The 22,991-nt window shown below is 40.3% G+C and carries 15 protein-coding genes; 4 read left to right on the top strand and 11 right to left on the bottom strand.

Going from position 1 to position 22,991, the window contains the following annotated elements; translation table 11 throughout:
• Positions 1-660: 660 nt before the first annotated feature.
• Positions 661-1,497, bottom strand: coding sequence for an MBL fold metallo-hydrolase (locus tag AC6CHS_RS07175; protein ID WP_498235188.1), 837 nt, complete (start codon positions 1,495-1,497; stop codon positions 661-663).
• Positions 1,498-1,661: 164 nt separating this feature from the next.
• On the opposite strand from AC6CHS_RS07175, the gene AC6CHS_RS07170 reads away from it, so the two are divergent.
• Both AC6CHS_RS07170 and AC6CHS_RS07165 read left to right on the top strand, forming a co-directional pair.
• On the top strand, positions 1,662-2,783 hold the full coding sequence (locus tag AC6CHS_RS07170) for a DUF3137 domain-containing protein (RefSeq protein ID WP_498235186.1): 1,122 nt from the start codon (positions 1,662-1,664) through the stop codon (positions 2,781-2,783).
• A gap of 21 nt (positions 2,784-2,804) precedes the next feature.
• Positions 2,805-3,371, top strand: coding sequence for a LemA family protein (locus tag AC6CHS_RS07165; protein ID WP_498235184.1), 567 nt, complete (start codon positions 2,805-2,807; stop codon positions 3,369-3,371).
• Positions 3,372-3,532: 161 nt separating this feature from the next.
• On the opposite strand, the gene AC6CHS_RS07160 is transcribed toward AC6CHS_RS07165, so the two are convergent.
• The 6 genes from AC6CHS_RS07160 to AC6CHS_RS07135 all read right to left on the bottom strand — a co-directional run bounded on the left by AC6CHS_RS07160 (position 3,533) and on the right by AC6CHS_RS07135 (position 9,457).
• The gene (locus AC6CHS_RS07160) at positions 3,533-4,189 is read right to left on the bottom strand and encodes a DUF421 domain-containing protein (protein ID WP_498235183.1); all 657 of its coding nucleotides are present in this window, start codon (positions 4,187-4,189) and stop codon (positions 3,533-3,535) included.
• A 69-nt stretch (positions 4,190-4,258) separates the two neighbouring features.
• Complete coding sequence (asnB, locus tag AC6CHS_RS07155) at positions 4,259-6,163, bottom strand: asparagine synthase (glutamine-hydrolyzing) (protein ID WP_498235181.1); 1,905 nt, start codon at positions 6,161-6,163, stop codon at positions 4,259-4,261.
• A gap of 16 nt (positions 6,164-6,179) precedes the next feature.
• Entirely contained in the window at positions 6,180-6,953 is a 774-nt protein-coding gene (locus tag AC6CHS_RS07150) for a hypothetical protein (protein WP_498235179.1), read from the bottom strand.
• Positions 6,943-7,476, bottom strand: a complete 534-nt coding sequence (locus AC6CHS_RS07145; RefSeq protein WP_498235687.1) for an RNA polymerase sigma factor — start codon at positions 7,474-7,476, stop codon at positions 6,943-6,945. Before AC6CHS_RS07145 ends, AC6CHS_RS07150 begins: the two co-directional genes overlap by 11 nt.
• Positions 7,477-7,730: 254 nt before the next feature.
• Positions 7,731-8,267 (bottom strand): hypothetical protein, encoded by a 537-nt coding sequence (locus tag AC6CHS_RS07140; RefSeq protein ID WP_498235177.1) that lies wholly within the window; start codon positions 8,265-8,267, stop codon positions 7,731-7,733.
• Between the two features lie 11 nt (positions 8,268-8,278).
• On the bottom strand, positions 8,279-9,457 hold the full coding sequence (locus AC6CHS_RS07135; protein WP_498235175.1) for an Alp7A family actin-like protein: 1,179 nt from the start codon (positions 9,455-9,457) through the stop codon (positions 8,279-8,281).
• 586 nt (positions 9,458-10,043) lie between these two features.
• On the opposite strand from AC6CHS_RS07135, the gene AC6CHS_RS07130 reads away from it, so the two are divergent.
• A complete protein-coding gene (locus tag AC6CHS_RS07130; protein WP_498235173.1) occupies positions 10,044-11,438 on the top strand; it encodes an alanine/glycine:cation symporter family protein in 1,395 nt (464 codons plus the stop codon).
• A 126-nt stretch (positions 11,439-11,564) separates the two neighbouring features.
• On the opposite strand, the gene AC6CHS_RS07125 is transcribed toward AC6CHS_RS07130, so the two are convergent.
• The gene (locus AC6CHS_RS07125) at positions 11,565-13,616 is read right to left on the bottom strand and encodes a catalase (protein WP_498235171.1); all 2,052 of its coding nucleotides are present in this window, start codon (positions 13,614-13,616) and stop codon (positions 11,565-11,567) included.
• A 207-nt stretch (positions 13,617-13,823) separates the two neighbouring features.
• On the opposite strand from AC6CHS_RS07125, the gene AC6CHS_RS07120 reads away from it, so the two are divergent.
• Entirely contained in the window at positions 13,824-15,077 is a 1,254-nt protein-coding gene (locus tag AC6CHS_RS07120; protein ID WP_498235169.1) for a GGDEF domain-containing protein, read from the top strand.
• A gap of 68 nt (positions 15,078-15,145) precedes the next feature.
• Here the strand turns inward: AC6CHS_RS07120 and rlmN are convergent, their stop codons facing one another.
• The 3 genes from rlmN to gltB form a co-directional block, all read right to left on the bottom strand.
• A complete protein-coding gene (gene rlmN, locus AC6CHS_RS07115; RefSeq protein ID WP_379551733.1) occupies positions 15,146-16,213 on the bottom strand; it encodes a dual-specificity RNA methyltransferase RlmN in 1,068 nt (355 codons plus the stop codon).
• A gap of 492 nt (positions 16,214-16,705) precedes the next feature.
• Positions 16,706-18,193: a glutamate synthase subunit beta gene (locus AC6CHS_RS07110; protein ID WP_498235167.1), complete on the bottom strand. Its 1,488-nt coding sequence runs from the start codon at positions 18,191-18,193 to the stop codon at positions 16,706-16,708.
• 33 nt (positions 18,194-18,226) lie between these two features.
• Positions 18,227-22,840: a glutamate synthase large subunit gene (gltB, locus tag AC6CHS_RS07105; protein ID WP_498235165.1), complete on the bottom strand. Its 4,614-nt coding sequence runs from the start codon at positions 22,838-22,840 to the stop codon at positions 18,227-18,229.
• Positions 22,841-22,991 lie beyond the last annotated feature (151 nt).

Here is a 22,991-nt window from a genome sequence, read left to right as displayed (position 1 = left end):
GACTAAAAATGAACGGTTTTTAACCGAGAGTAAACATGGAGATTCAAAACGTTAAGCAAAACTTGTGTTCAATAAAGTGAAACTGCAATCAGTAGGGGTTTTCGTTCTTCCCCCACTGATTGTTCGTTGAACGAATCGGGGTGTTAGCGTCCGTTTACTCCCACTTAAACATCACGGTTTCACTTCATGTTTTGAAGTGGGAGTCTTACGGACGGTTACACCAGGATAAAATTTAACTATCTTCTCTTCGGTGTTTTATGGTAAAGTAGAACGTGCGCTATTATGCTTTTTAACGTCGTTTTCGGGTGTTTTAATCATGCTGCTAATATATTATAAACTATAAAAAACACTATATATAGTGTTTTTTTCTTTACATTCACCAATATCTTGTATTTAAAGACTATCATATTGCCTAAATGAAATCAAGCAAATAAACCAACGATTGAACCTCACAAAAACCATTAATTTTTGTTTCTTTCCTGCCGAAATCTTTGTTTTTCAGCCATTTTTCAGCCACTATCTTTCTAAAAAATATTTTTTCTCTCTCAACTATTTTTCTAGTTAATAAAGAGGAGGGATTCTATTAAAACATGCCGAATGAATTTAAGCACTTATTAATGCTCAACTACCATTCGGCATTTGTGTTTCCCTCAATTCTGCTTATTTCTCTCCATCTACATATCGTCCGTGACTCGGAACGGCTATCTCTTTAAAATGATCAGCTAGATATGTTAACCCATCAAGCAACTTGTCACCCGAAACAGGTACACCATGGCCCGTTACACCATGAACTGGTTTCAGATGTACTAATTTTTTCACTGACGCTTCTGCAGCCTCCCAATCAGGGGTAAAATACCTTGGTGGCCCATGAATCTCCATTTTCTGTTGTACAACCTCCAACATATCTTCCTGTTTCACTGTTGTAAACGCATCCCCTGCAAGTAACGTTTTATCAGTAAAACGAAATGCAGAAATATGTCCTGGTGTATGGCCAGGGGTATGGATCCATTGCCAACCAGGCATGAATGGAATTGTCCCATCATGTGGTAGCTTGTGGATATGCCCTGATAGATCGACTGGTCTATTTGGGAAGAATACAGATAACTTTGCCACCATGCCACCTGACACGCTTGGATCGGGTTCATTGTAACGCGTTTCACCTGTTAGGTATGGAACTTCTAACGGGTGAGCATAAACCGGTACACCCCACTCCTCTACAAGTTCTACTACAGAACCTACATGGTCAAAGTGTCCATGTGTTAAAATAATTGCCTTTGGCTTTGCTCCTTGGCCAAACAACTGCTCTGCCCCTGCCTTAATGTTAGAGGCGGAACCTGGCATCCCTGCATCAACGAGCACCCATTCCTCTTTATCACCTACAAAACATACATTCACAATTTGGTTTGTATAGCAATGCACCTTTTCAGCTACTAATTGTACGTTTCCACTCCCGACAGATGTGAAGGGCATTTTTCTCCCTTCATTCTTGTGGTTCATATGTCCTCTCCTCCTCATTTGCTGTTGTTTATTACTTCCCTTTGTTTCCATCAGGATAAACAAGACTTGGCGCATAGTGCTTTTGGATTATTTTTCATTTATCTTCCTAGTTTATTGGGATAATTTGCTATACTATCCATAGTAAAAAGCGGGAGAGGAAACGGATGAAAAAGTGGGATGAGGCATACCAGCTTGAGCGATTTGCAAAAACAGAGGAAGAATTTGATGCGTATTATGAAGAAGAGCTAAAAAGCGATGTTGAACGTCTGGAAGCTGAAAGAAGAAAAGCAATAGGCCTGACCAAAAAGCAGGCAATGAAACTATTGCCCGCTGTTGTCGTATTACTATTAAGCTATTTCTTTTGGCCTTTTATTATAGGCTATCTATTTTTTGGCATCCTTTTTATTTGTACCTTTATTTTTAAAGATATAGAAAGAAATCGTAGGGAACTTGAAAAAAAGATAAAGGAAGAGCTTGTCACAGATATTGTGAAGTTTATTAACCGAAGATTTACTTATTCTCGAAGGAGGTACGTTCCGCAAGAGGATTTTATTAACTCGAACATTTTCGATATCGACCCAAATCGGTATAGTGGGGATGACTTTATTAAAGGAAGTGTAGGGAGCAGTGTAGAAGGAAATCCGTCGGGTAACAGACAACCTAAAACAGAACTAATGTTTTCGGAAGTTAAAGCCTCCCATGTTGTTCCATTTAAAGATAGAGAAGGTAAGAAAAAGCAACGTATCCTCCCAGTATTCAAAGGCCTCTTTTTTGTGGCTGATTTCAATAAGGATTTTGATGGGCTTACCATTGTCACCCCACAAAATGACCGGACGGTTGCGAAGAAGCAGAAAAAGAACATTAAGGATAGGTTAGAAGAGGTAGAACTGGAAGACATCGACTTTATGGATACTTTTGATGTTCGAACAACAGATCAGATTACAGCGAGATATATCCTGACACCAAATTTCATGAACAGGTTACTTTCCTTTACAACACGGGATCGAACAAAAGAGATCCCCAAACCAGCTTCATTTAAAGAAGCATCTCGGATTGCGATGAATGCACGATACTCCCCACAATTAAACTTTGTAAATCCACCTTACTTCTCTTTCAAGGATGGCAAAATGTATTTCTTGCTACCAACAGAAAAAGAGCATTTTACCTTCAGCATCTATTTGCCTTTAACGAAAGAAGTAATGAAGGGTTACTTTCACGACATTAATATTGCCCTAGAACTGGTGGATGAACTAAATCTTAATTTAAGAATTTGGAATAAAGAATAAAGCGTAACGAGGAGGGTTTGTATGGATACAGGCATGATAATTATTGTAGCTGTAGCGGTTACTTTTATCTTATTTTTTATTTTGAGCTATAACAAGATGAAGAAACAGGAAGTAAATGTGGAAAATGCTTTTAGTGATTTGGATGCTTTTTTAATGAAGCGAGTAGATGAGTTGGATAATCTGGTTCAAACAGCTCGAGTTGCAACGGATAAAGAAATGGAAGTATTGAAAGATGTAACAGCGTTAAGAACAGGTGTCATGAATGCGCCTAATATGAATGAAAAAATTAAAGCGCATAACACTCTTCAGCAAGAAATGCCTAATATTATGATGAACATGGAAAGCTACCCGGAAATCCAGTTTAATGAAAACTACCTGCATATTCAGCGTTCGATCAATAACATCGAAGAACAAATTCAAGCAGCGCGCCGCAACTTTAATGCGCATACAGGGAAGTATAATCAGCTGATTTCTACCTTCCCCCGTAATCTTATAGCCGGCGCTTTTGGTTTTACAAAGAAACCTATGTTCGAGACACCGCCTGAAAAGAGGGAAAATGTCGACATGAAAGCACTGTTTGATAGATAAGCTGAAGATCTAATTAGGACTTAATGTGCACCCCCTTAACATATTAAATAAATTGTTAGGGGGAGGCTTAGTAACCATTACAGAAAACACTTCGTTTTACCAATGGCACATTATAATCTCATGCTGTTCTTTTATCTGACTCTAATCCTTTAAAGGATTGACTACTGCAACCGTTTTGGCGGTGTATTCTCATGATGCTTATATTGCACTTCCTTGAAAAGCCCCTCTGAATCAATATTAGATTGTTGAACCTGGGCTGATAATGACGCTAGCTGGTTACGTAGCTGTTCTACTTCCTTCGTTGGCGTCATCGTTTGCAAATAAGTCTTTAAATCATCAGCCAGCTGTTGAAATTCCTTTTTTGTTACTGGCTGTGAATCTGGCTTTAAGGTGAAACCAACCTGGCCATTGGGCTCAAGTGTTGCCCACTGAACGTCATTTATTCGCTGTACGTTCTGTTGACGCAGATTCATCTCCAATTGATCTACCGTTAACCGTAGCCTCTTCAAACTCGCTTCTTGTATAACCCCATCTTTTATTAAAACCTTGGACTTACCTGTAATAAGATTTTCGAAAAAATCCCCTTTAATTTGGATAAACTCCATCGCAATTAATGTTAAAACAAGCACTGTACCGACACCTAGCGTGGTCCAAATATTCGCTCCAGCAAGTGGCTGAATTAGTAGAGAACCAATCCCAATCATAATAACTGTTTGAGCCAACGTCATTTGTGAGATTGACTTTCTACCTGCTAACCGTAATAAAAAGGTCCCTCCTAATACAATGATAATTGACTTCCAAATCCAGTCGAATTCCATCTAAACAACTCCTATACCTTCAATTCTTAGAGTTAGTTTGACACACATCTCTATTATTATGCTGGCATACTAGGAGGTCATCTTAGCAGACTGCTTAAATTGAATTTGTGTGCCCAAGTCATATTCCTTTTCAACAAAGACTTGGTGCCACTGCATGAACATAAGAATCGTCCAAAGCTTGCGGGAATAATCCCTTTTACCGGTAGCATGACGATCCAATAATTCCATGGCAACCTGCTTATTTAGCAAGTGATTCGTTTCGCTTTGATTAATGAGCTTTTTAGCCCAATCATACAGTTCATTTCTTAACCAATCCCTGATCGGCACAGGAAATCCCAATTTCCTTCGATCCACTACATGTTCTGGTACAATTCCTTCAGCTGCTTTTCTTAAAATTGATTTAGTGGTGCCAGATGTGAAGTTGGCTTCCACCGGTAGACGTCTTGCAATCTCGAATACTTCCTTATCTAAAAAAGGAACCCGAAGTTCAAGCGAATGTGCCATTGTCATTTTATCTGCTTTCAACAAAATATCACCCGGAAGCCATGTGTGTATATCGATATACTGCATCTGATGAACCTTATGGGAATTCTCCACATTTCGATACAGCGGTGAAGTCCATTTTTCATATCCAGATTCTTTATAATAGTGTTGAAGTAATTGCTCCTTATCAGCTTCCTCAAACATTTTGGCATTCCCAATGTACCTTTTTTGTAGTGGAGTCGTTCCACGTTCTAGGAAGCTTTTCCCTTTCGTCCCTTCTGGGAAAATAGCCGATAGCCGATTTAAGAGATGGAGCACTTTTTTTGGCATATAATCAAAACCCTTTAAAGATAATGGTTCACGGTAAATATTGTACCCACCAAAGAGCTCATCTGCCCCTTCACCAGAAAGAACTGCCTTGACATGCCTCCCCGCCTCTTGTGCAACAAAATAAAGCGGTACACAAGCCGGATCTGCCAATGGGTCATCCATGTGCCACATTATCTTAGGCAGTGCATTCAAATATTCTTCTGCAGTGATATGATAGCTGGAATTTTGTACCCCCATTGCTTCGGCACTTCTTTCTGCAACAGAAACCTCGGAGTAACCGTTCTCCTCAAACCCTACCGAGAAGGTTTTAATGTGCGGATTAATTTCTTTCGCAAGTGCAACAATAAAAGTCGAATCTATTCCCCCAGATAAAAAGGCTCCCAGTGGCGCATCGCTTTGCATATGTTTTTCAACGGAGTCAATGAGCACGTCTCGGACACAACGAATAATTTGCTGTTCATTCCCTATTGCCGGCTCAAAAGTTGCATGAAAATAACGTTGTTTTTTAATGGGCTCTTTCCATTCTTTTATAAAATAGTGGCCCGGCTCTAAACGGTTTACCCCTTCTGTTAGACTAATCGGATCTGGTACATACTGAAATGACATATAATGTTGTAATGCTCTTTCATTTATTGCTTGCTGTTGAGATAAATAGGTAATGCTCTTTTTTTCTGATGCCAGTATAAGCTCGCTGTCACTCTCCGTATAGTAGAATGGTTTAATTCCAAAGGCGTCTCTTGCACCATATAGTGCTTTTTCTTGTCTATCCCATATTAAAATAGAAAACATTCCCCGTAATTCTACAAAAGCATCTACTCCCTTATCTAAAAACATTGCACCAACTACCTCTGTATCTGACTTTGTAATAAACTCATAACCTTTTTCCTCAAGTTGTGAGCGTAATTGTTTAAAGTTATAAATTTCACCATTAAAGACCATATGATAGCGATCTTCTCCAAATGCCCATGGTTGTTGGCCACCTTCATAATCAATTATGCTTAATCGCTTAAATGAGAGGGCAATAGTAGAATCATAATAAAATCCATTCTCATCAGGACCGCGATGGTGAATAATGTCGCTACTAGCCTTAATTTCGTCTAAATGGTCTGGGCTAAATTGTAATGCATCCTCTTTTAATAACACCCCAACAAAACCACACATGATAACACTCCTCTTTTTATTCCACTATTTCAAAGCTCTCCAGCATATAATGAAAACGTGCTCCGTGCCCTTCTTCCGCCTCCAAGAAGTATGCCTGTTTAATAACAAACACTTGGTTTTCTCTTGTTTCGGTCACATAGTATCGGTGAATTGGCGTATCCCATTGATGACCTGTTTTGCCGGATTCGTTCGTTGTTTCCTTCCCCATCCCTTGAATTACTTCTGCTTCAATCGGCTCTGTTACATGCTCCTGCCTAACTACTTCTAATCCATCAGCTTTTATTTCTTGTTCAATATCTTGCAAAACGTCTTCCGTTGTCGTATTCTCTCTTCGGCTAATCTCCATATAAACATCTGGATAACGATCACCTAACGGCTCCTTTGTTTCGATACGGTCAGCTTCCTCTCCTTTGACCATTTTGTATCGGTCTTCGTCCACATAGATGACATAGCGTAATGCTTCATTCGTTTCCAGTTGGGTGTTACTCTCTTCCTTTTGACCTTCTATTTCAATTTCTTCCTGTTTTTCCTCTACAAACATATCTTTCAAATTTTGAATCATCGCCTGGCCAGTATCTGTCATCAGCCCGAATGTAAGGAGTATAACTGCTGCTGCTATAGTGCCTAATGCCGCAACGAAGCTCTTCTTTTTCGATTTGCTTTGGTGTTTAGCTTCAAATATATTTTGATGAATTTTGTTCCATGTTTCTTCTTTTAGTTCGGAATCAACGTGAATACGTTTTTGCATTTCCTCTCGCAATTTATCATCAAATTGTTGTTTATTCCTCATCTGCGACACCCCCCATTAACGTTTTCAGCTTCCTTCGCGCTTTATACAGTCGTGATTTAACAGTATTTAGATTCAACTCAAGAATTTCCGCTATTTCCTTTTCTGTAAAATCGTTCAGGTATTTTAATATGAGTACAGTACGGTGGTTTTCTTCCAGTTTATCCATCGCGATTTCGAGATCCTCAAAATCCACTTCATCTTCTGTGCCTGTATGCAAATAATCAAGTAATTCTTCTGACTCAACACTGATTGCCTGCTTTGCCTTTTTTCCAATATACCGCCTTGCCTCATTAACTAATAATTGATAAAACCATGGCTTAAATGGCCTTTTTATATCGAATAAGTTTATGTTTCGGTATAATTTAATAAAAACTTCTTGCACAATATCAGCTGCGTCAGCCTGATTTCCGGTAATGCCATACGCTGTCCGGAGCGAGTAGTCGGCATACACGTCATACAACTTCTTAAACGCTCGCTGATCGCCTTTTTTAATCTTCTTTATGAGCTTGCTTTCTCTGTCCATCAACAGCGCCAATCCTCCTTTTAAATAACGTTCTACTCTATATACCTTAAAAATCTCAAAAAAGTTTTCGCAGATAGCTTATTTAATTTATATTTTTATGAAAGTGAATGTATTAACCTATTTGTGGTTAACGCATTTGCTCTTCTTTTAGCAAACGTGTACGTGTCCCTAATACGTAGGGCTATTAAATTGTATACTTTCCGGAGCACAAAAAAACTGCCATAATAAGTATGCTTACTTATCATGACAGCTTTCTATTTATTCATACTGGCAAAGAAGTCACCTAAGGGGTTTTCCTCTTCTTGCTCTTGCTTCACACTCTCGGTTGGCTCTATCTCCAAGCCATCTATATCGACATCATCTAAATCAAACTCCACATCTTTCGGAAGCTGGAATTCTTCTTTCTCCGTTTGCTCCTTGGCCTCATACGTAGGTGGGTCTTCATTTAGATCATAGGCGTCTCTGTTAAGTGAAGCAAGCAAGGTTGTAGCACGCATTGGATCACTTAATAACTGATAGATAAGACTTCCGATCAGCGCTTCCGAATGTTCATGCTTAAGCCAGCTTTTTTGTTCTTTTGTTAGCTTTTGGGGGAGGGGAACGGTAATGGTTTCCCGTTCCCTTGTATGATCCTCATTTAGCCCCTTCAAGACAAATTGCGCAATTTCACTTGAAAAGTTTCTGCGCGCTGTTTCCTTTAATTGTTGTAGCTGCTTTAAAAGATAATCAGGTGTATCAGAAGGCACACGGAATGTGATCGACTGCCCTCTTTCAATTGTTTTCTTTGTCATGCACACTCACCCTACTTAGCTTTAGCTGTGGTAGTTGTCTCTTCTTTTACTTTTTCTTTTTCTGCTTTTCTCGCAAAATCTGTAACTAGCTTGTAGTAAGCATTTGCCATCATCCAGATACTCTCATTTTCATCTTCAAAGAACTCGATATTGTACCCATCAAGCTTATTATTTAATGCTTTCAGATAATCTTTAAGGACAGCAGATCCGCCTCCAACAAAATAGCAAATCTCGGATTGAGAATTTTTTGCCCATACGTTACGAAGGAATCTATATTCCTTCTTGGCGAGTTCAAGCAAAATGTGATCTGTAATATCATGCACATTTGTTCTGCTTCCCTTTACCATAATATGGTGTCTGTCATTATTTCTCGTTATAATGTCAACCACATCTCTACGGCTGTCCAGCTCTACGCCATGCTTAATCCGTATTTCTTCGCGAATTTGCTCCAATGACTCGGATACACCTAAATTGAAACCTTGTGCTTTATCGTCATCCACGTTACGATTTCGGATAACCGCAATATCTGTTGATAAACCACCAATATCCTGAATAAGAATCTGTTTATCAATTAATTCCTTGTTGATAACGTTAAGATCATTATCCATGATGAGGTTAACATAGGCAGCGAAGCCTTCTGGATACACCTTTACTTCATCAAATTTGATGTTCACTTTTTTCCCTTGATGTTTTGGCGTAATTAAAAATTCAATTTGATGCACGGAACCTAAGAGTTGGGATCTGTAGCCAACATCCTTTCCTTCTTTCACTTCACGTAATGGCAATCCAGTACCAAGTGTGTAGTTCGCATCCACTACATCATTTTTCCCTGCTTTAAATGCACCTGATTCTACTGCATCCAGCGCCAGCGACGCAAATAGCATTACAAGCGTCTGATCCTCTTCGGATTTATTACTCCCAATGTCAAGCTCTGTTGAGTTATTCGTTTTTGTAGCTAAATTACCAACGCGATAAACAACGTTGTTCTCCTCTAGGGCAGGGGAGTGTACGCGTATATGTATATTATCTAATACATCTTTTTCATCCAATTCTTCTATTCCGATAACCGGACGGTCCTCCATGTCCTGTGCAACCACATTTGGAATATAGACTTCATTCTCCATTTTTCCAAAGTTTGCTTTCAAGGCATCATTTCCTACATCCACTGCTGCAATTCTTGATTTTATCATAATAGAAAATCTCCTTTTTATATAGATAGGAAAATATAATAGTAAGACTAGCGAATCCACCAGTTCAACATTGCTTAACAGGCTTCTCGCTTTTCTTTGGCTAGCTCCATCGGCCAGAAACTATCCAACTTCGCAAATCGCCCTACAATAAAGAAGACTTGCCGATTGGTGCCAACCAGAGGCCTAGTCGCACTTATACCCTTGCGGTGAAAGTCATCAACGATTCGTCCCTCATCTTGATTCCTTTATTTCAGTTGATTCACTACAGTTGCAACGTTTCTAAACGGCCGATTTCGCTTTTCTAATTATATTAACCGTAATTACTAGGTTAATAGTTTTTTTGGAAAATAGCAATCCTACTATTTTCGCATTCTTTTATGTATACATGTGTGCAATTTTGCATTCGTTGTTATATCAGTTTGTAAACTATATTGTATACATGTTTGCATTATTGTTTACTTTTGTATACATAGTTGTTTACATGTTTACGGATAGTGTAAACATGACTTTCTTAATAAATTAATGACTAACTTTTATCATGACCGGGTATCGGAGAAAAACAAATTTATAAATTGGAGATGACAACATGACAGGATTTGAAGATTTAATCGCAACCATATCCGATTTCTTTTGGACTTATGTATTATCCGTTCTCTTAATCATTACAGGGTTATTGTACACCTTCCGTTTAAAGTTCTTTCAATTTCGGATGTTTGGGCACATCATTAGCAAGACGATTGGACAAGTCTTTAAAAAGAACAAACAAAAGGGAACCATTACCCCCTTTCAAGCATTCACTTCTGCTCTCGCGTCAACGGCCGGAGCTACAAACATCGTTGGTGTTCCCGTAGCCATTTCACTCGGTGGTCCAGGCGCCCTTTTTTGGATGTGGATGGTCGCGTTAATAGGAATGGCTACGAGGTATAGTGAGATTGTGCTTGGTATGAAATACAGAGAGAAAAATGAAGAAGGTGAGTGGGTAGGTGGCCCGCAGTACTATATACGCAAGGCATTAGGCTGGAAGACGATAGCCATCTTGTTTGCCGTCTTTCTAATGCTGGAAGCTATTCCTAGCGTTATGGTGCAGTCAAACTCAATCGCTACACAGCTTCAGGGAGCATTTAATTGGCCCGTACAAGCAACAGGCATCGGAGTACTTATTGTAATTGGAGTCATTATCATTGGTGGAATAAAAAGGATTGCCAATGTTACCGATAAACTTGTACCTTTTATGGTTTTAACCTATCTAGCATTAGCTTTAATCGTGATCATCGCAAATGTAGATCAGCTAGGAACTGTGTTTAACTTAATTTTCACCCATGCGTTCACTCCAATTTCTGCCACAGGAGGTTTTGCAGGGGCCGCAATCGCACAGGCCATCCGCTGGGGGATCGCTCGCGGGCTGTATTCCAATGAAGCTGGTTTAGGCACTGGGCCTATCGCTCACGCCCCAGCGCAGACAGACCACCCTTCAAAACAAGCTTTCTGGGGAGTCTTTAGTGTCTTTATTGATACCATCGTCATATGTACGGTTTCTGGTATTCTTGTCCTCATCACAGGTGCATGGACAAAAGTAGAGTCAGCAAATGCCTCTAGCATGATTACCGTTGCCTTTTCTGATTTCTACGGAACAACGTTTGGTGGCATATTTGTTGCTATATTCCTATTGTTCTTTGTTATTACAACGATTGGGATTCTCATATTCTTTGGAGAAAAACAAGCCGAATTCTTATCAGGTTTAACCGCAGCGAAATCAATGCGTATCGTATACCTTGTGGCAATATATATCGGAGCAATTGGTGGCTTGCAATTTGTTTGGCAGTTTCTTGATCTGATGCTTGCCTTTGTAGTCATCTTCAATGTGATACCAATGCTTTTTCTTAGCAAAGAAGTTAAAGCCATTACCGACGACTATGTTTATCGCTTCTATAAGAAGAATGGCGGTGAACCTAGCGTAACTCTCTTTACAGACAAAGAATAAGTGCAGGGTATATTAAAATCCGCATATACAACCAGTTTTATTAACGCTACAACAAAAAAGATTCCAGTTATCACATTATGATAACTGGAATCTTTTTTCTTACCAACGCACTTGTTTATTTTGTTTTTATCCTACATCTCTTTCCCAGAATCGATGTTGTTTTACAGCCTCTGTAAACCGAGAAACAAAGCTCTCCGTGGAATCTTCTGTTATTACACCAGCAGCTATGGAGGAAATACCGAGAAGTTTTAACAATTCCTCTCCCTCATTAGTAGTACCAATTGGTTTGAAATGTGAAAAGGCTTCTTTCATAAAGTAACCAGCCTTGTCCCGGAAGGTTTTGTCTTGTCTAGCACCACCTGCTACATACACGGCGTCATATAGTACAGAATCTACTGTCAGGAAAGTATTATCTACTTCAAGTTGAGGACCTTTGTCCGTTTTCAACTTTCCTAGTTTCGAAGCAATGATTTCTGGTTCCATCCCCTGCTTCTTCAATTGCTGCACGAAATTGTTCACCACCTCGCCGTTATAGCCTTCATCTAGTAACACAGCGATTTTACGCGTGGCCACGGATTTTGTACTGTTTTCCTGACTTAAGGCTGGAGAAACTTTTGTTACTTCTGAGCCACCCTCTGTAGGTTCCTTTACTCCAATGTTGTCCGCTATTTCTCTAGCCATATCTAGATTAACATTTGCAAACATGTCCACTACTTGTTGCTGAACATCTTTGCTTTGCACCTTACCAAGCTCAAAGCAAAAAGCCTCTATGATGTGTTCTTTTTCAGGTTTACTCATGCTATTCCAAAATAATGTAGCTTGTGAGAAATGGTCCTTAAAACTCCCACTCCTTGCCTTCACCTTTCTCCCTTCCATCTTCTCTTGGTAATGTTCATAGCCACCTTCTTTTGGAGCTACGGTCTCAGGAGTATTATCAGCTAGACTGTTTTTATGGTAACTTACTTGGCCTTTATTAATCGTGTGTCTGCCGTACCCATCCCGTTGATTATTATGAAATGGACATACTGGTCGATTAATAGGCAGTTCATGGAAGTTAGGGCCCCCAAGACGTATCAACTGTGTATCCGTATAGGAGAATAACCTTCCCTGTAGTAATGGATCGTTTGTAAAATCAATCCCTGGCACAACATGCCCCGGATGGAAGGCAACCTGTTCTGTCTCGGCAAATACATTGTCAACATTCCGATTTAAGGTCATCTTACCAATGATTTTTACTGGTACATCTTCTTCTGGCCAAATTTTAGTTGGATCAAGGATATCAAAATCAAACGAAAACTCTTCTTCTTCAGGGATAACTTGGACGCCAAATTCAAACTCTGGATAATTGCCGCTTTCAATCGCATCATATAGATCAGCACGATGGAAGTCTGGGTTCTTCCCATTAATCTTCTGTGCCTCGTCCCACACGGTTGAATGAATTCCCAATTTTGGCTTCCAATGAAACTTTACAAAGTGTGCTTTTCCTTCCTCATTCACAAAACGGAAAGTATGTACTCCAAACCCTTCCATCATGCGAAAACTTCTCGGGATTGCCCGATCTGACAAATGCCACATAATCATATGTGCTGTTTCTTGATTGTTTGCTACAAAATCCCAAAAAGTATCGTGTGCAGATGCCGCCTGCGGTATCCCGTTATGCGGTTCTGGTTTCACGGCATGAATTAAGTCCGGAAACTTCACTGCATCCTGAATAAAAAATACAGGAATGTTATTTCCCACAAGGTCATAATTTCCTTCTTCTGTGTAAAATTTGGTTGCAAACCCACGAACATCCCTTGCCAGTTCACCAGAACCCTTCGATCCGGCTACAGTCGAATATCTAACAAAGACCGGGGTTTTAGAACCAGGTTCCTGTAAGAACTTGGCTTTGGTATAGGGTTTCATTGATTCGTATAACTCAAATTCACCGTGTGCAGCATAGCCTCTTGCATGTACAATTCGCTCAGGAATCCGCTCATGGTCAAAATGTGTCATTTTTTCACGGAAATGAAAATCTTCCATTAGCGTGGGACCTCTCTCTCCCGCTTTAAGGGAGAACTCATCTTCGGCTACTCTTAAACCTTGATTTGTAGTTAGCTTTTTCCCTTTGTCGTCTACTCGATATTCTTCTAGTTGCTCATTTTTACTATTGCCATCTACTTTACGCTTATCACTCATGCCCCTTAGCCTCCTTAATGATAGTTAAGTCTAGTAATGTAACATGACTCTCCCCTAAACTCTACCCGGAGGATAATTGTGATAAACAACAAGGCTATCCTACCAAAAAATAATTATAATAATATTTTGAACATATTGGAAAAAAATGTGCTAAAATTAAAATGAAAGTAGGATTTTATGCCTACGTTCTAGAGAGGAAGATTAGGTATGCGACTGAAACTATTTATAATAAGTATTTTCATTGTTTCGCTGATTGTCGCACTATTGTATGGTGAAATTATAGGTAATAAACCCTTATTCTTTAAAGCAATTCTATTATACTGGCTTTTTTCTACACTTTACTCTAACCTAACCATTGTAGTTAAAAAAGGAAAAGTAAACATGGACTACGGCATCTCTTACGGTCTTTCCTTTGGACTGTTGGCAGGTCCACTTGGTCTGTTTATTTTTGAGTTTGTTCAACGCTTTATCGTCTATTTTAATCGTAAATATTCCAATACCGCCGATCCAGATGAATTTCTACATACCTTTTACAATATTGGAGCATTTACTTTAAACAACTCCATTGCGTTTTTCCTATTTCAAGCCTTGTATCCTTCGTTTCAAGTTATTCCTTTTGGATTTTGGTTATTAGTTATCTTACTTGTAATTGTGGTCTCTCTACTATCAGACCTATATTTAATTACCATATTTTCCTTCACAGGAGATATTACTTCAAAAAAAGAAGCTTGGGATTTTTTAAGAAGCCGCAGCATACTTGACATGGGGAAAACAGCATTTTCGAATGGGTTGCTCGTCCTACTTCTCATGGAACAACAATGGGAAATGGTAATTGCTCTATTTATTTTGAACTACCTTGTCAGTCGCTCTTTTATGGTAAAATCTCAAACCATCCAGCATAAATTGGAGCGAGATCAATTTGAACAAATGGCGTATACTGATTTCTTAACAGGGGTGCATAATCGCACCTATATGGATAAAATCATGCAAGAATTAAATAAGAGCGGTGAATGTATCGGGGTACTTGTTTCGGATATTGATACGTTTAAACGAATAAATGATACGTATAATCATGCGGTAGGAGACCACGTGATACAGCATTATGCTACTACATTGCAGAACAATCTCCAGGGAAATGACTGTTTAATCCGAAGTGGTGGCGAAGAGTTTACCACCTTCCTTAGGCACCGCTCATTCCAACAATGTGTGGAGCTTTTGGAAAAAATACGACTGGATGTCGAGAGCAGTCCAGTCCACACAGAATACAAGTCAGAACAGCTAGACATCAACTATACTGCCTCGTTTGGGTTATATTATTATAAAACAGGTGGTGAAACGGAGATAAAACGGGCCTATGTCTACGCAGATGATCTACTGCTACAGTCGAAAGAAACAGGGAAAAATCGGGTCACGGCAAAAAATGGTACATCGACCATGTCATTATCCGCTAGGTTTAAATAAGTCATGGCTCCTCTTATAATAAGAAAAAACCTGAACAGGTACTAAATAGCCCCGGTTCAGGTTTTTTCTTATACTGCATTGGTTTTCTTTATTTGTTTACTTCGAAGCTGACCGCAGGCTGCATCGATATCTGCGCCATTTTCCCAACGAACGCCACAGTTGATTCCCTTTTCTTTCAAGGTCTCAAAGAATGCTTGAATGGTAGCAGATTCACTGCGCTGATATTGGTTATGCTCATCAACAGAGTTATACGGAATCAAGTTAACATAGGCCAAATGGCGATGGTTGTACAGTAACTTCGCCAGCTGCTCCGCTTCTTCTTTATGGTCATTAACATCCCGTAGCATGATGTATTCGTAGGTTATACGGCGATTGGTTTTTTCCAGGTAATAATCTACAGATTTCATCAGCTTTTCAATTGGGAATGCTTTATTTATCTTCATAATTCTCGTTCTTAGCTCATTATTTGGAGCGTGGATCGAGATAGCAAGATTTACTTGAATACCTGTGTCGGCAAATTCATAAATTTTATGCGCAAGTCCACTAGTCGATACAGTGATATGGCGTGCACCAATATTTAATCCTCTATCGTCATTTACGACATATAGGAAGTCCATTAGATTTGTGAAGTTATCAAAAGGCTCGCCGATTCCCATTACGACGATATGACTAACTCTGTCCCCGTCTCCACGTTCATCCAAATGCTTCTGTACGTTCATGATTTGCTCAACAATTTCCCCGCTTGTTAAATCTCTGTTTTTTCTTAGCAATCCGCTTGCACAAAAGGTGCAACCGATATTACAGCCGACCTGTGTCGTAACACAAACAGACAAACCATAATTGAAACGCATTAACACAGTTTCGATTAGATTGCCATCTGCTAGTTTAAACAGAAATTTAATGGTTCCATCCTTCGATTCTTGTTTGATTTCCTCGTCCAAAGTATGCAACACAAAATGTTTTTCTAATAGCTCAATGGTCTGTTTGTTCACGTTTTTCATTTCAGAAAACTGACCAACGCGTTTTTTATACAGCCAGTTCCAAACTTGGTCAACTCGGAACCGTTGTTGGCCCCGTTCCATCAACCAATCAGATAATTGATCATATGTCAGTCCATAAATGGATTGTTTACTCATTTTTATATTTACCCTCATTTCCAGTAACTCCTCTTCCAGAGAAAAGAATTTACTTAAAAAGCATTGCATATTACTTACCATACTATATTACTTCATGTCGCTATCTCTTGCAAACCCAATTGAATAACAAAATAAGCACACTAATTTAAGAAAGTAGGTATATAACATGATTTTTTTAGAAACTTACTATGAAGTATAATCAATAATTACGCTACTGAAAACACTTCGCTTTCCGCGGGCACGGCCTTAGTCTCCTCAGAAGCAAAGGTCGCTTCTTCCGGGGCCTTCGGAATCGTGCTGTTCCCGCTGGACAAGAAAGGCTACGTCAGCAAAGCATCGCACGCAGAAAATGTTATAGCATTTTCAAGGAGTCTACGTATTTACATCCGCTTTTATCGATTAGGGACTATAAAAAAATGCCAGACATTATTTGAACTCTAATCACAGAATTCGTATAAAGTCTGGCATTTGGTTTACTTAGCTTCTATCATCTTATGGTAAAACTGTTTCTCCCATTAGGTAACGATCACATTCTCTTGCCACTTCTCTGCCTTCGTTTATAGCCCAAACAATGAGGCTTTGACCGCGACGCATGTCACCAGCAGCAAAAACGCCATCTACGTTCGTAGTGTATTCGCCATACGTTGCTTTCACTGTAGACCTAGCTGTTGTCTCAACTTCCATTTGACTAATAAGGTCTTGCTCAGGACCCTTAAAGCCGATGGCAATTAATACTAGGTCTGCTGGCCAGACTTTTTCTGTTCCTGGGATTTCCTCCCTTACCTTGTTGCCATTTTCATCGAAACGCAGCTTCACATTGATCGTATGGACTTCTTTAATATGGCCCGTTTCATCCCCTACAAATTTCTTTGTCATGACAGCATAGGCACGTGGGTCCTCACCAAGTACACTGGAGGCTTCCTTATGTCCGTATTCTACACGATGTATCGTTGGGTACTGAGGCCAAGGATTCGTTTCGATATCTCTAACCAGCCCTTTTTTATCATATATATCAAATTGTGTGAGACTCTTGCAATTATGCCTTACTGAGGTTGCCAGGCAATCTGTTCCTGTATCCCCACCGCCAATTACAATCACATTTTTATCTTCAGCTGAAATATAGTTTTCATCCTCCAAATTAGAATCAAGGAGGCTTTTTGTATTAGCATGCAGGAAATCCATTGCTGGATGTACGCCCTTTAACGAACTTCCTTCTACCTGGATATCACGGTGCACGGTGGCGCCTCCGCAAAGGATGGTGGCATCAAAAGATTCTTTAAGTTCTTTTACCGAAATATCTTTCCCAACCTCCGTATTCGTAATAAACGTGATCCCTTCTTCTTCTAAAATAGAGACACGGCGTTTTACTACATCATAGGAAAGCTTCATTTCCGGAATACCATAAGTCAATAACCCACCGACACGGTCGTTTCTTTCAAATACTGTTACCGTGTGTCCTGCTTTGTTAAGTTGCGCCGCAGCAGCCAGCCCAGCTGGGCCTGAACCGATTACAGCCACCTTTTTACCAGTACGTTTTTCTGGTGGCGTAGCTACAACCCACCCTTCTTCAAAGCCCTTCTCAATAATGGACCGTTCAATCGTCCTTATTGCAACGGGGGGCTCATTTATCCCTAGTACACATGCCCCTTCACACGGAGCAGGGCAAGCCATCCCTGTGAATTCCGGGAAATTATTCATTTCATGCTCTCTTTCCAGCGCTTCCTTCCATTTACCTTCATAGACTAGATTATTCCACTCAGGGATAAGGTGATAAACTGGACAGCCTGAAGTGACCCCATTTAGCTCCAATCCCACATGGCAGGTAGGGACGCCGCAATCCATGCAACGTGCCCCTTGTACTTGTACTTCCTTTTCTGTCATGGGTATTGTGTAATCATTCCAATCCTTAATTCGGACCTCAGGATCTCTCTCGTCCCTGACCTTTCTTTCATATTCCATAAAAGCCGTTTGTTTCCCCATTGATAGGTCCTCCTTTACTATACTTGGAACACGTTATTGCAGAGCGCCTACTGCTGTTACGGTTTTCGTTTTTTCTACAGGCTGCTTACTTTCTTCAAAAGCTGTCATTTCAGCCTCAAACTTGGTTAATCCGCTTTCTCTCAATGCTTTGATTCGATCTTGGATTTTCACATAAGCTTTTGGAATTACCCGAACAAATTGCGGTATATATTTATCCCAATAGGTTAAAATTCGTTCAGCATGTGAGCTATTCGTGTAAAGGACATGTTGTTGAATGTGCTGGTACAATGCATCCAGTTCTTCTTTATCCTTGACTTGCTCTACATGTACAAGCTCTGCATTGACTTTGGTGTGGAAGCTTTCGTCCTCATCAAGAATATAAGCAACACCACCTGACATCCCAGCGGCAAAGTTTCTGCCAGCTGTCCCTAGCACAACAACCTTCCCACCTGTCATATACTCACAGCCATGATCCCCAACACCTTCTACAACGATGGTGGCACCACTGTTTCTTACAGCAAAACGTTCGCCTGCTATTCCACGAATGTATGCTTCCCCACGAGATGCACCGTAAAATGCCACATTTCCAATAATGGTATTTTTCTCTGGCGGGAATGTCACGATCGGGTCTGGATGGACGATGATTTTACCACCAGATAGGCCTTTTCCGACAAAATCATTGGCATCTCCAATTAATCGTAACGTCATACCAGGCGGGATAAAAGCACCAAAGCTTTGGCCGGCAGATCCATTAAAATTCAGTTTGACTGTATCTTCTGGTAAACCTTCTTCACCGTATAATTTAGTTATTTCACTACCAAGTAACGTACCGGTAACCCGGTTAATGTTTCGGATTGCGGTAGTAAACTCCACAGGGCTCTTTTCTTCAATGGCTTTTCTGCAATTAGGAAGTAACTCTTGATAGTCCAATGTTCTTTCAATTCCATGGTCTTGCTTTATAGTCGCATATCTACCTACTTTTGCAGGAAGATCTGGCTGATAGAGTAATGGACTAAGGTCGATTCCTTTCGCTTTCCAGTGATCAACCGCATCATTTACTTCCAGTACATCTGTACGTCCAATCATCTCATTTATCGTTCTGAAACCAAGCTCTGCCATTAATTCACGCGCTTCTTTAGCAATAAATCGCATGAAATTAGCGACATGCTCAGGGTCTCCCATAAATTTCTTTCGGAGCTCTGGATTTTGTGTCGCAATCCCAACAGGACATGTATCCATATGGCAAACACGCATCATGACACAACCGAGCACTACGAGCGGTGCTGTAGAAAAACCATACTCCTCTGCTCCAAGCAAAGTGGCAAGTACGACATCGCGGCCTGTCATCATCTTTCCGTCTGTCTCTACCACAATGCGATCACGTAAGCCGTTCAGCATTAAGGTTTGGTGTGTTTCAGCAAGGCCAATTTCCCAAGGAAGACCTGTATGCTTTAAACTTGTACGCGGAGCTGCGCCGGTTCCACCATCATAGCCGCTAATTAGAACTAAATCTGCTCTCCCTTTTGCAACACCTGCAGCTATAGTTCCTACACCGACAGCAGATACAAGCTTCACACTTATTCTGGCATTTGGATTCGTATTTTTTAAGTTATGGATCAGCTCTGCCAAGTCTTCGATAGAATAAATATCGTGGTGTGGTGGCGGAGAAATCAACTCAACTCCTGGTGTAGAGCCGCGGACTTCTGCAACCCATGGATATACCTTTTTACCAGGTAAGTGCCCACCTTCTCCTGGTTTTGCCCCTTGCGCTATCTTTATTTGAATCTCGTCAGCATTCACAAGATAATGACTATTTACGCCAAACCGGCCCGAAGCAACCTGTTTAATCGAACTTCTTCTAGAATCTCCGTTTTCATCGGGTGTAAAACGGTCAGCAGATTCTCCGCCTTCCCCTGTATTACTTCGTCCACCAATTCGATTCATCGCAATGGCCAGTGCTTCATGTGCTTCCTGACTAATCGAGCCGTAGGACATGGCACCTGTTTTAAACCGCGCACAAATCTCTTCAACTGACTCTACTTCTTCAATTGGGACAGGGGTACGTTTTTTAAATGCTAGTAAACCTCGTAGTGACTGAAGATTGTTTGTTTCATCAGTCAAAAGGCTCGTATATTCCTTAAACACATCATAATTATTGGTACGACAAGCATGCTGAAGTGTATGGATCGTTTTAGGATTGTATTGGTGATCTTCACCATTTCCTCTATATTGAAATTCGTCTCCAGCTTCTAAGGCATAATTGGAGCCGCGCGCTTCTTGGAAGGCTTTCTCATGGCGCATGATGGTTTCTTTTTCAATCATGTCCATACCAATTCCACCTAAACGAGAGGCAGTGCCCGTGAAATACCTATCAATTACGTCTGTATGGATACCAACTGCTTCAAAGATCTGCGCTCCACGATAACTTTGGATGGTGGAAATCCCCATTTTCGAAAGGATTTTGATAATCCCATCCGTCACAGAGTGAACATACTGTTCCACAGCTTGATTAGGTGTAATAGCCTCTAACTCTTGCTTATCTACTAACTCATGAATAGTATCAAAGGCCAAATATGGATTTATTCCTTCCGCACCATAACCAATTAGTGTCGCAAAGTGATGCACTTCTCTAGGTTCCCCAGATTCTACAAGTAAGCTGACTTTTGTACGTATCCCTCTGCGGATCAAATGGTGATGCAACCCAGATACGGCCAGCAATGCTGGGATGGCAACCTTTTCTTCACTTACTCCTCTGTCGGAAAGAATTAACAGGGTAGTCCCTTCTGCTATCGCTTCATCTGCTTTAATAAATAGCTTTTCCATTGCTTGCACAAGGGTTCCCTCTGCTTTACTACGTTTAAATAAAGTGGAAATGGTTGCGGTCTGGAACCCATCAATTTGACGAACTCTTAATTTCTCCAACTGACTATTCGTCATGATTGGTGTTTCAAGGCGAATATGCTTACAGCTGTCAGCTTGGGGAGCAACCAGATTTCCTTCAGCACCAATTGTTGTTTCGACCATTGTAATAATTTGCTCACGAATAGCATCAATAGGTGGGTTCGTAACCTGGGCGAACAATTGTTTAAAGTAGTTATATAAAAGCTGTGGCTTTTTCGATAGCACAGCAAGCGGTGAATCGTAGCCCATCGAACCAATTGGATCTTTCCCATCTTCAACTAGCGGCTTAATAATTTTATTCAATTCTTCTCTTGTATAACCAAAAGCGAACTGCTGCTCAAGTAACTTCTTCCCCTTATATGATGGCTGGTTATTCATGACATCAGGGATGTCTTTCAGATCAATTTTATTTTTCAACCATTCTTTATAAGGTTCCTCTGAGGCAACCTGCATTTTGATACCTTCATCAGGGACTATAATCCCCTTTTCCAGATCAACAAGAAGCATCTTCCCAGGCTGTAGTCTGTCTTTATACAAAATATCATCTGCGAAAATATCAAGCGCTCCAACCTCGGAGCCTAGTACGATCATTCCACTTTTCGTTACATAATAACGTGCCGGGCGCAAACCATTACGATCAAGACAGGCACCTATCTGGTTACCATCAGTAAAAACTAGTGCTGCCGGCCCGTCCCATGGTTCCATTAATGTACTATGATATTCATAAAAATCGCGCTTTTCTTCCTTAATGGACGCATCATTCGCCCATGGCTCAGGTACCATCATCATGGCTGTATGCGCAAGGGAACGTCCTGATAAGTGAAGAAACTCAAATGTATTGTCAAAGATAGAGGAATCACTGCCATCTGCATCAATTACAGGGAGGATTTTTTCCATATCTTCTTCTGAAAAATGCTCTGATGCACATAGCTGCTCACGAGCGCGCATCCAATTTACATTTCCTCGCAATGTATTAAATTCTCCATTGTGGATGGTATATCTATTTGGATGTGATCGTTTCCAGCTTGGAAATGTGTTCGTACTAAAACGTGAGTGAACTAGCGCCAATGCTGATTTAAAATCTGGATGATTTAAATCAATATAGAACGCATCCAACTGTTCTGGGATTAGCATTCCTTTATAAACAATGGTGCGAGAAGATAAGCTACTTATATAAATGTCATCATACTCAGGAATCTTTGCCACTTCCTGTTCGATTCGCTTCCGGATCACATACATTTTTCTTTCAAACGCCATCTGATCCTTAATATCTTCTGACTTCTCAATGAAAATCTGCCGTATAGTTGGTTTACTTTTCGCTGCTACTTTTCCGATGAACGATTCATTTGTCGGTACCGGCCTCCAACCAAGAAATGTTTGCCCTTCTTGTTCAATAATCTCTTCAAACAATTCCTTGCTCCGCATCCTTACCTCATGATCCTGTGGAAGGAAAACCATTCCTACTCCATAATCACCCTTGTTAGGTAACGTAATATTTTCCTTGGCACATTGTTTTTGAAAAAAACGATCTGGGATTTGCGTTAAGATCCCTGCTCCGTCCCCTGTGCTCGTGTCAGCTGACTGCCCACCCCGGTGCTCCAAATTACAAAGAATATTTATCGCATTTTGAACAATATTATGTGTTGGTTTACCATTTATATTTGCAATCATCCCAATGCCGCATGCCTCATGCTCAAAATCCGGATGATAAAGTCCCTGCCTTTGCGGGAAGCCATTCCTTGTCATCACAACATCTCCCTTCTATCTTTAAGCGTACATTTTGGTCCTTGAAAAAGTTTATACGGGGGGATCAAACCAGGGTGGTTAGAACATCCGCATTCGCTCATCTTTTAGCGAATGTGGAAGTTAAAAACGTTAACTATGTTGACTATTCTTA

This window comes from Oceanobacillus sp. GQ8 (genome assembly GCF_059758495.1).
This window is presented reverse-complemented; position numbering and strand designations above follow the sequence as displayed.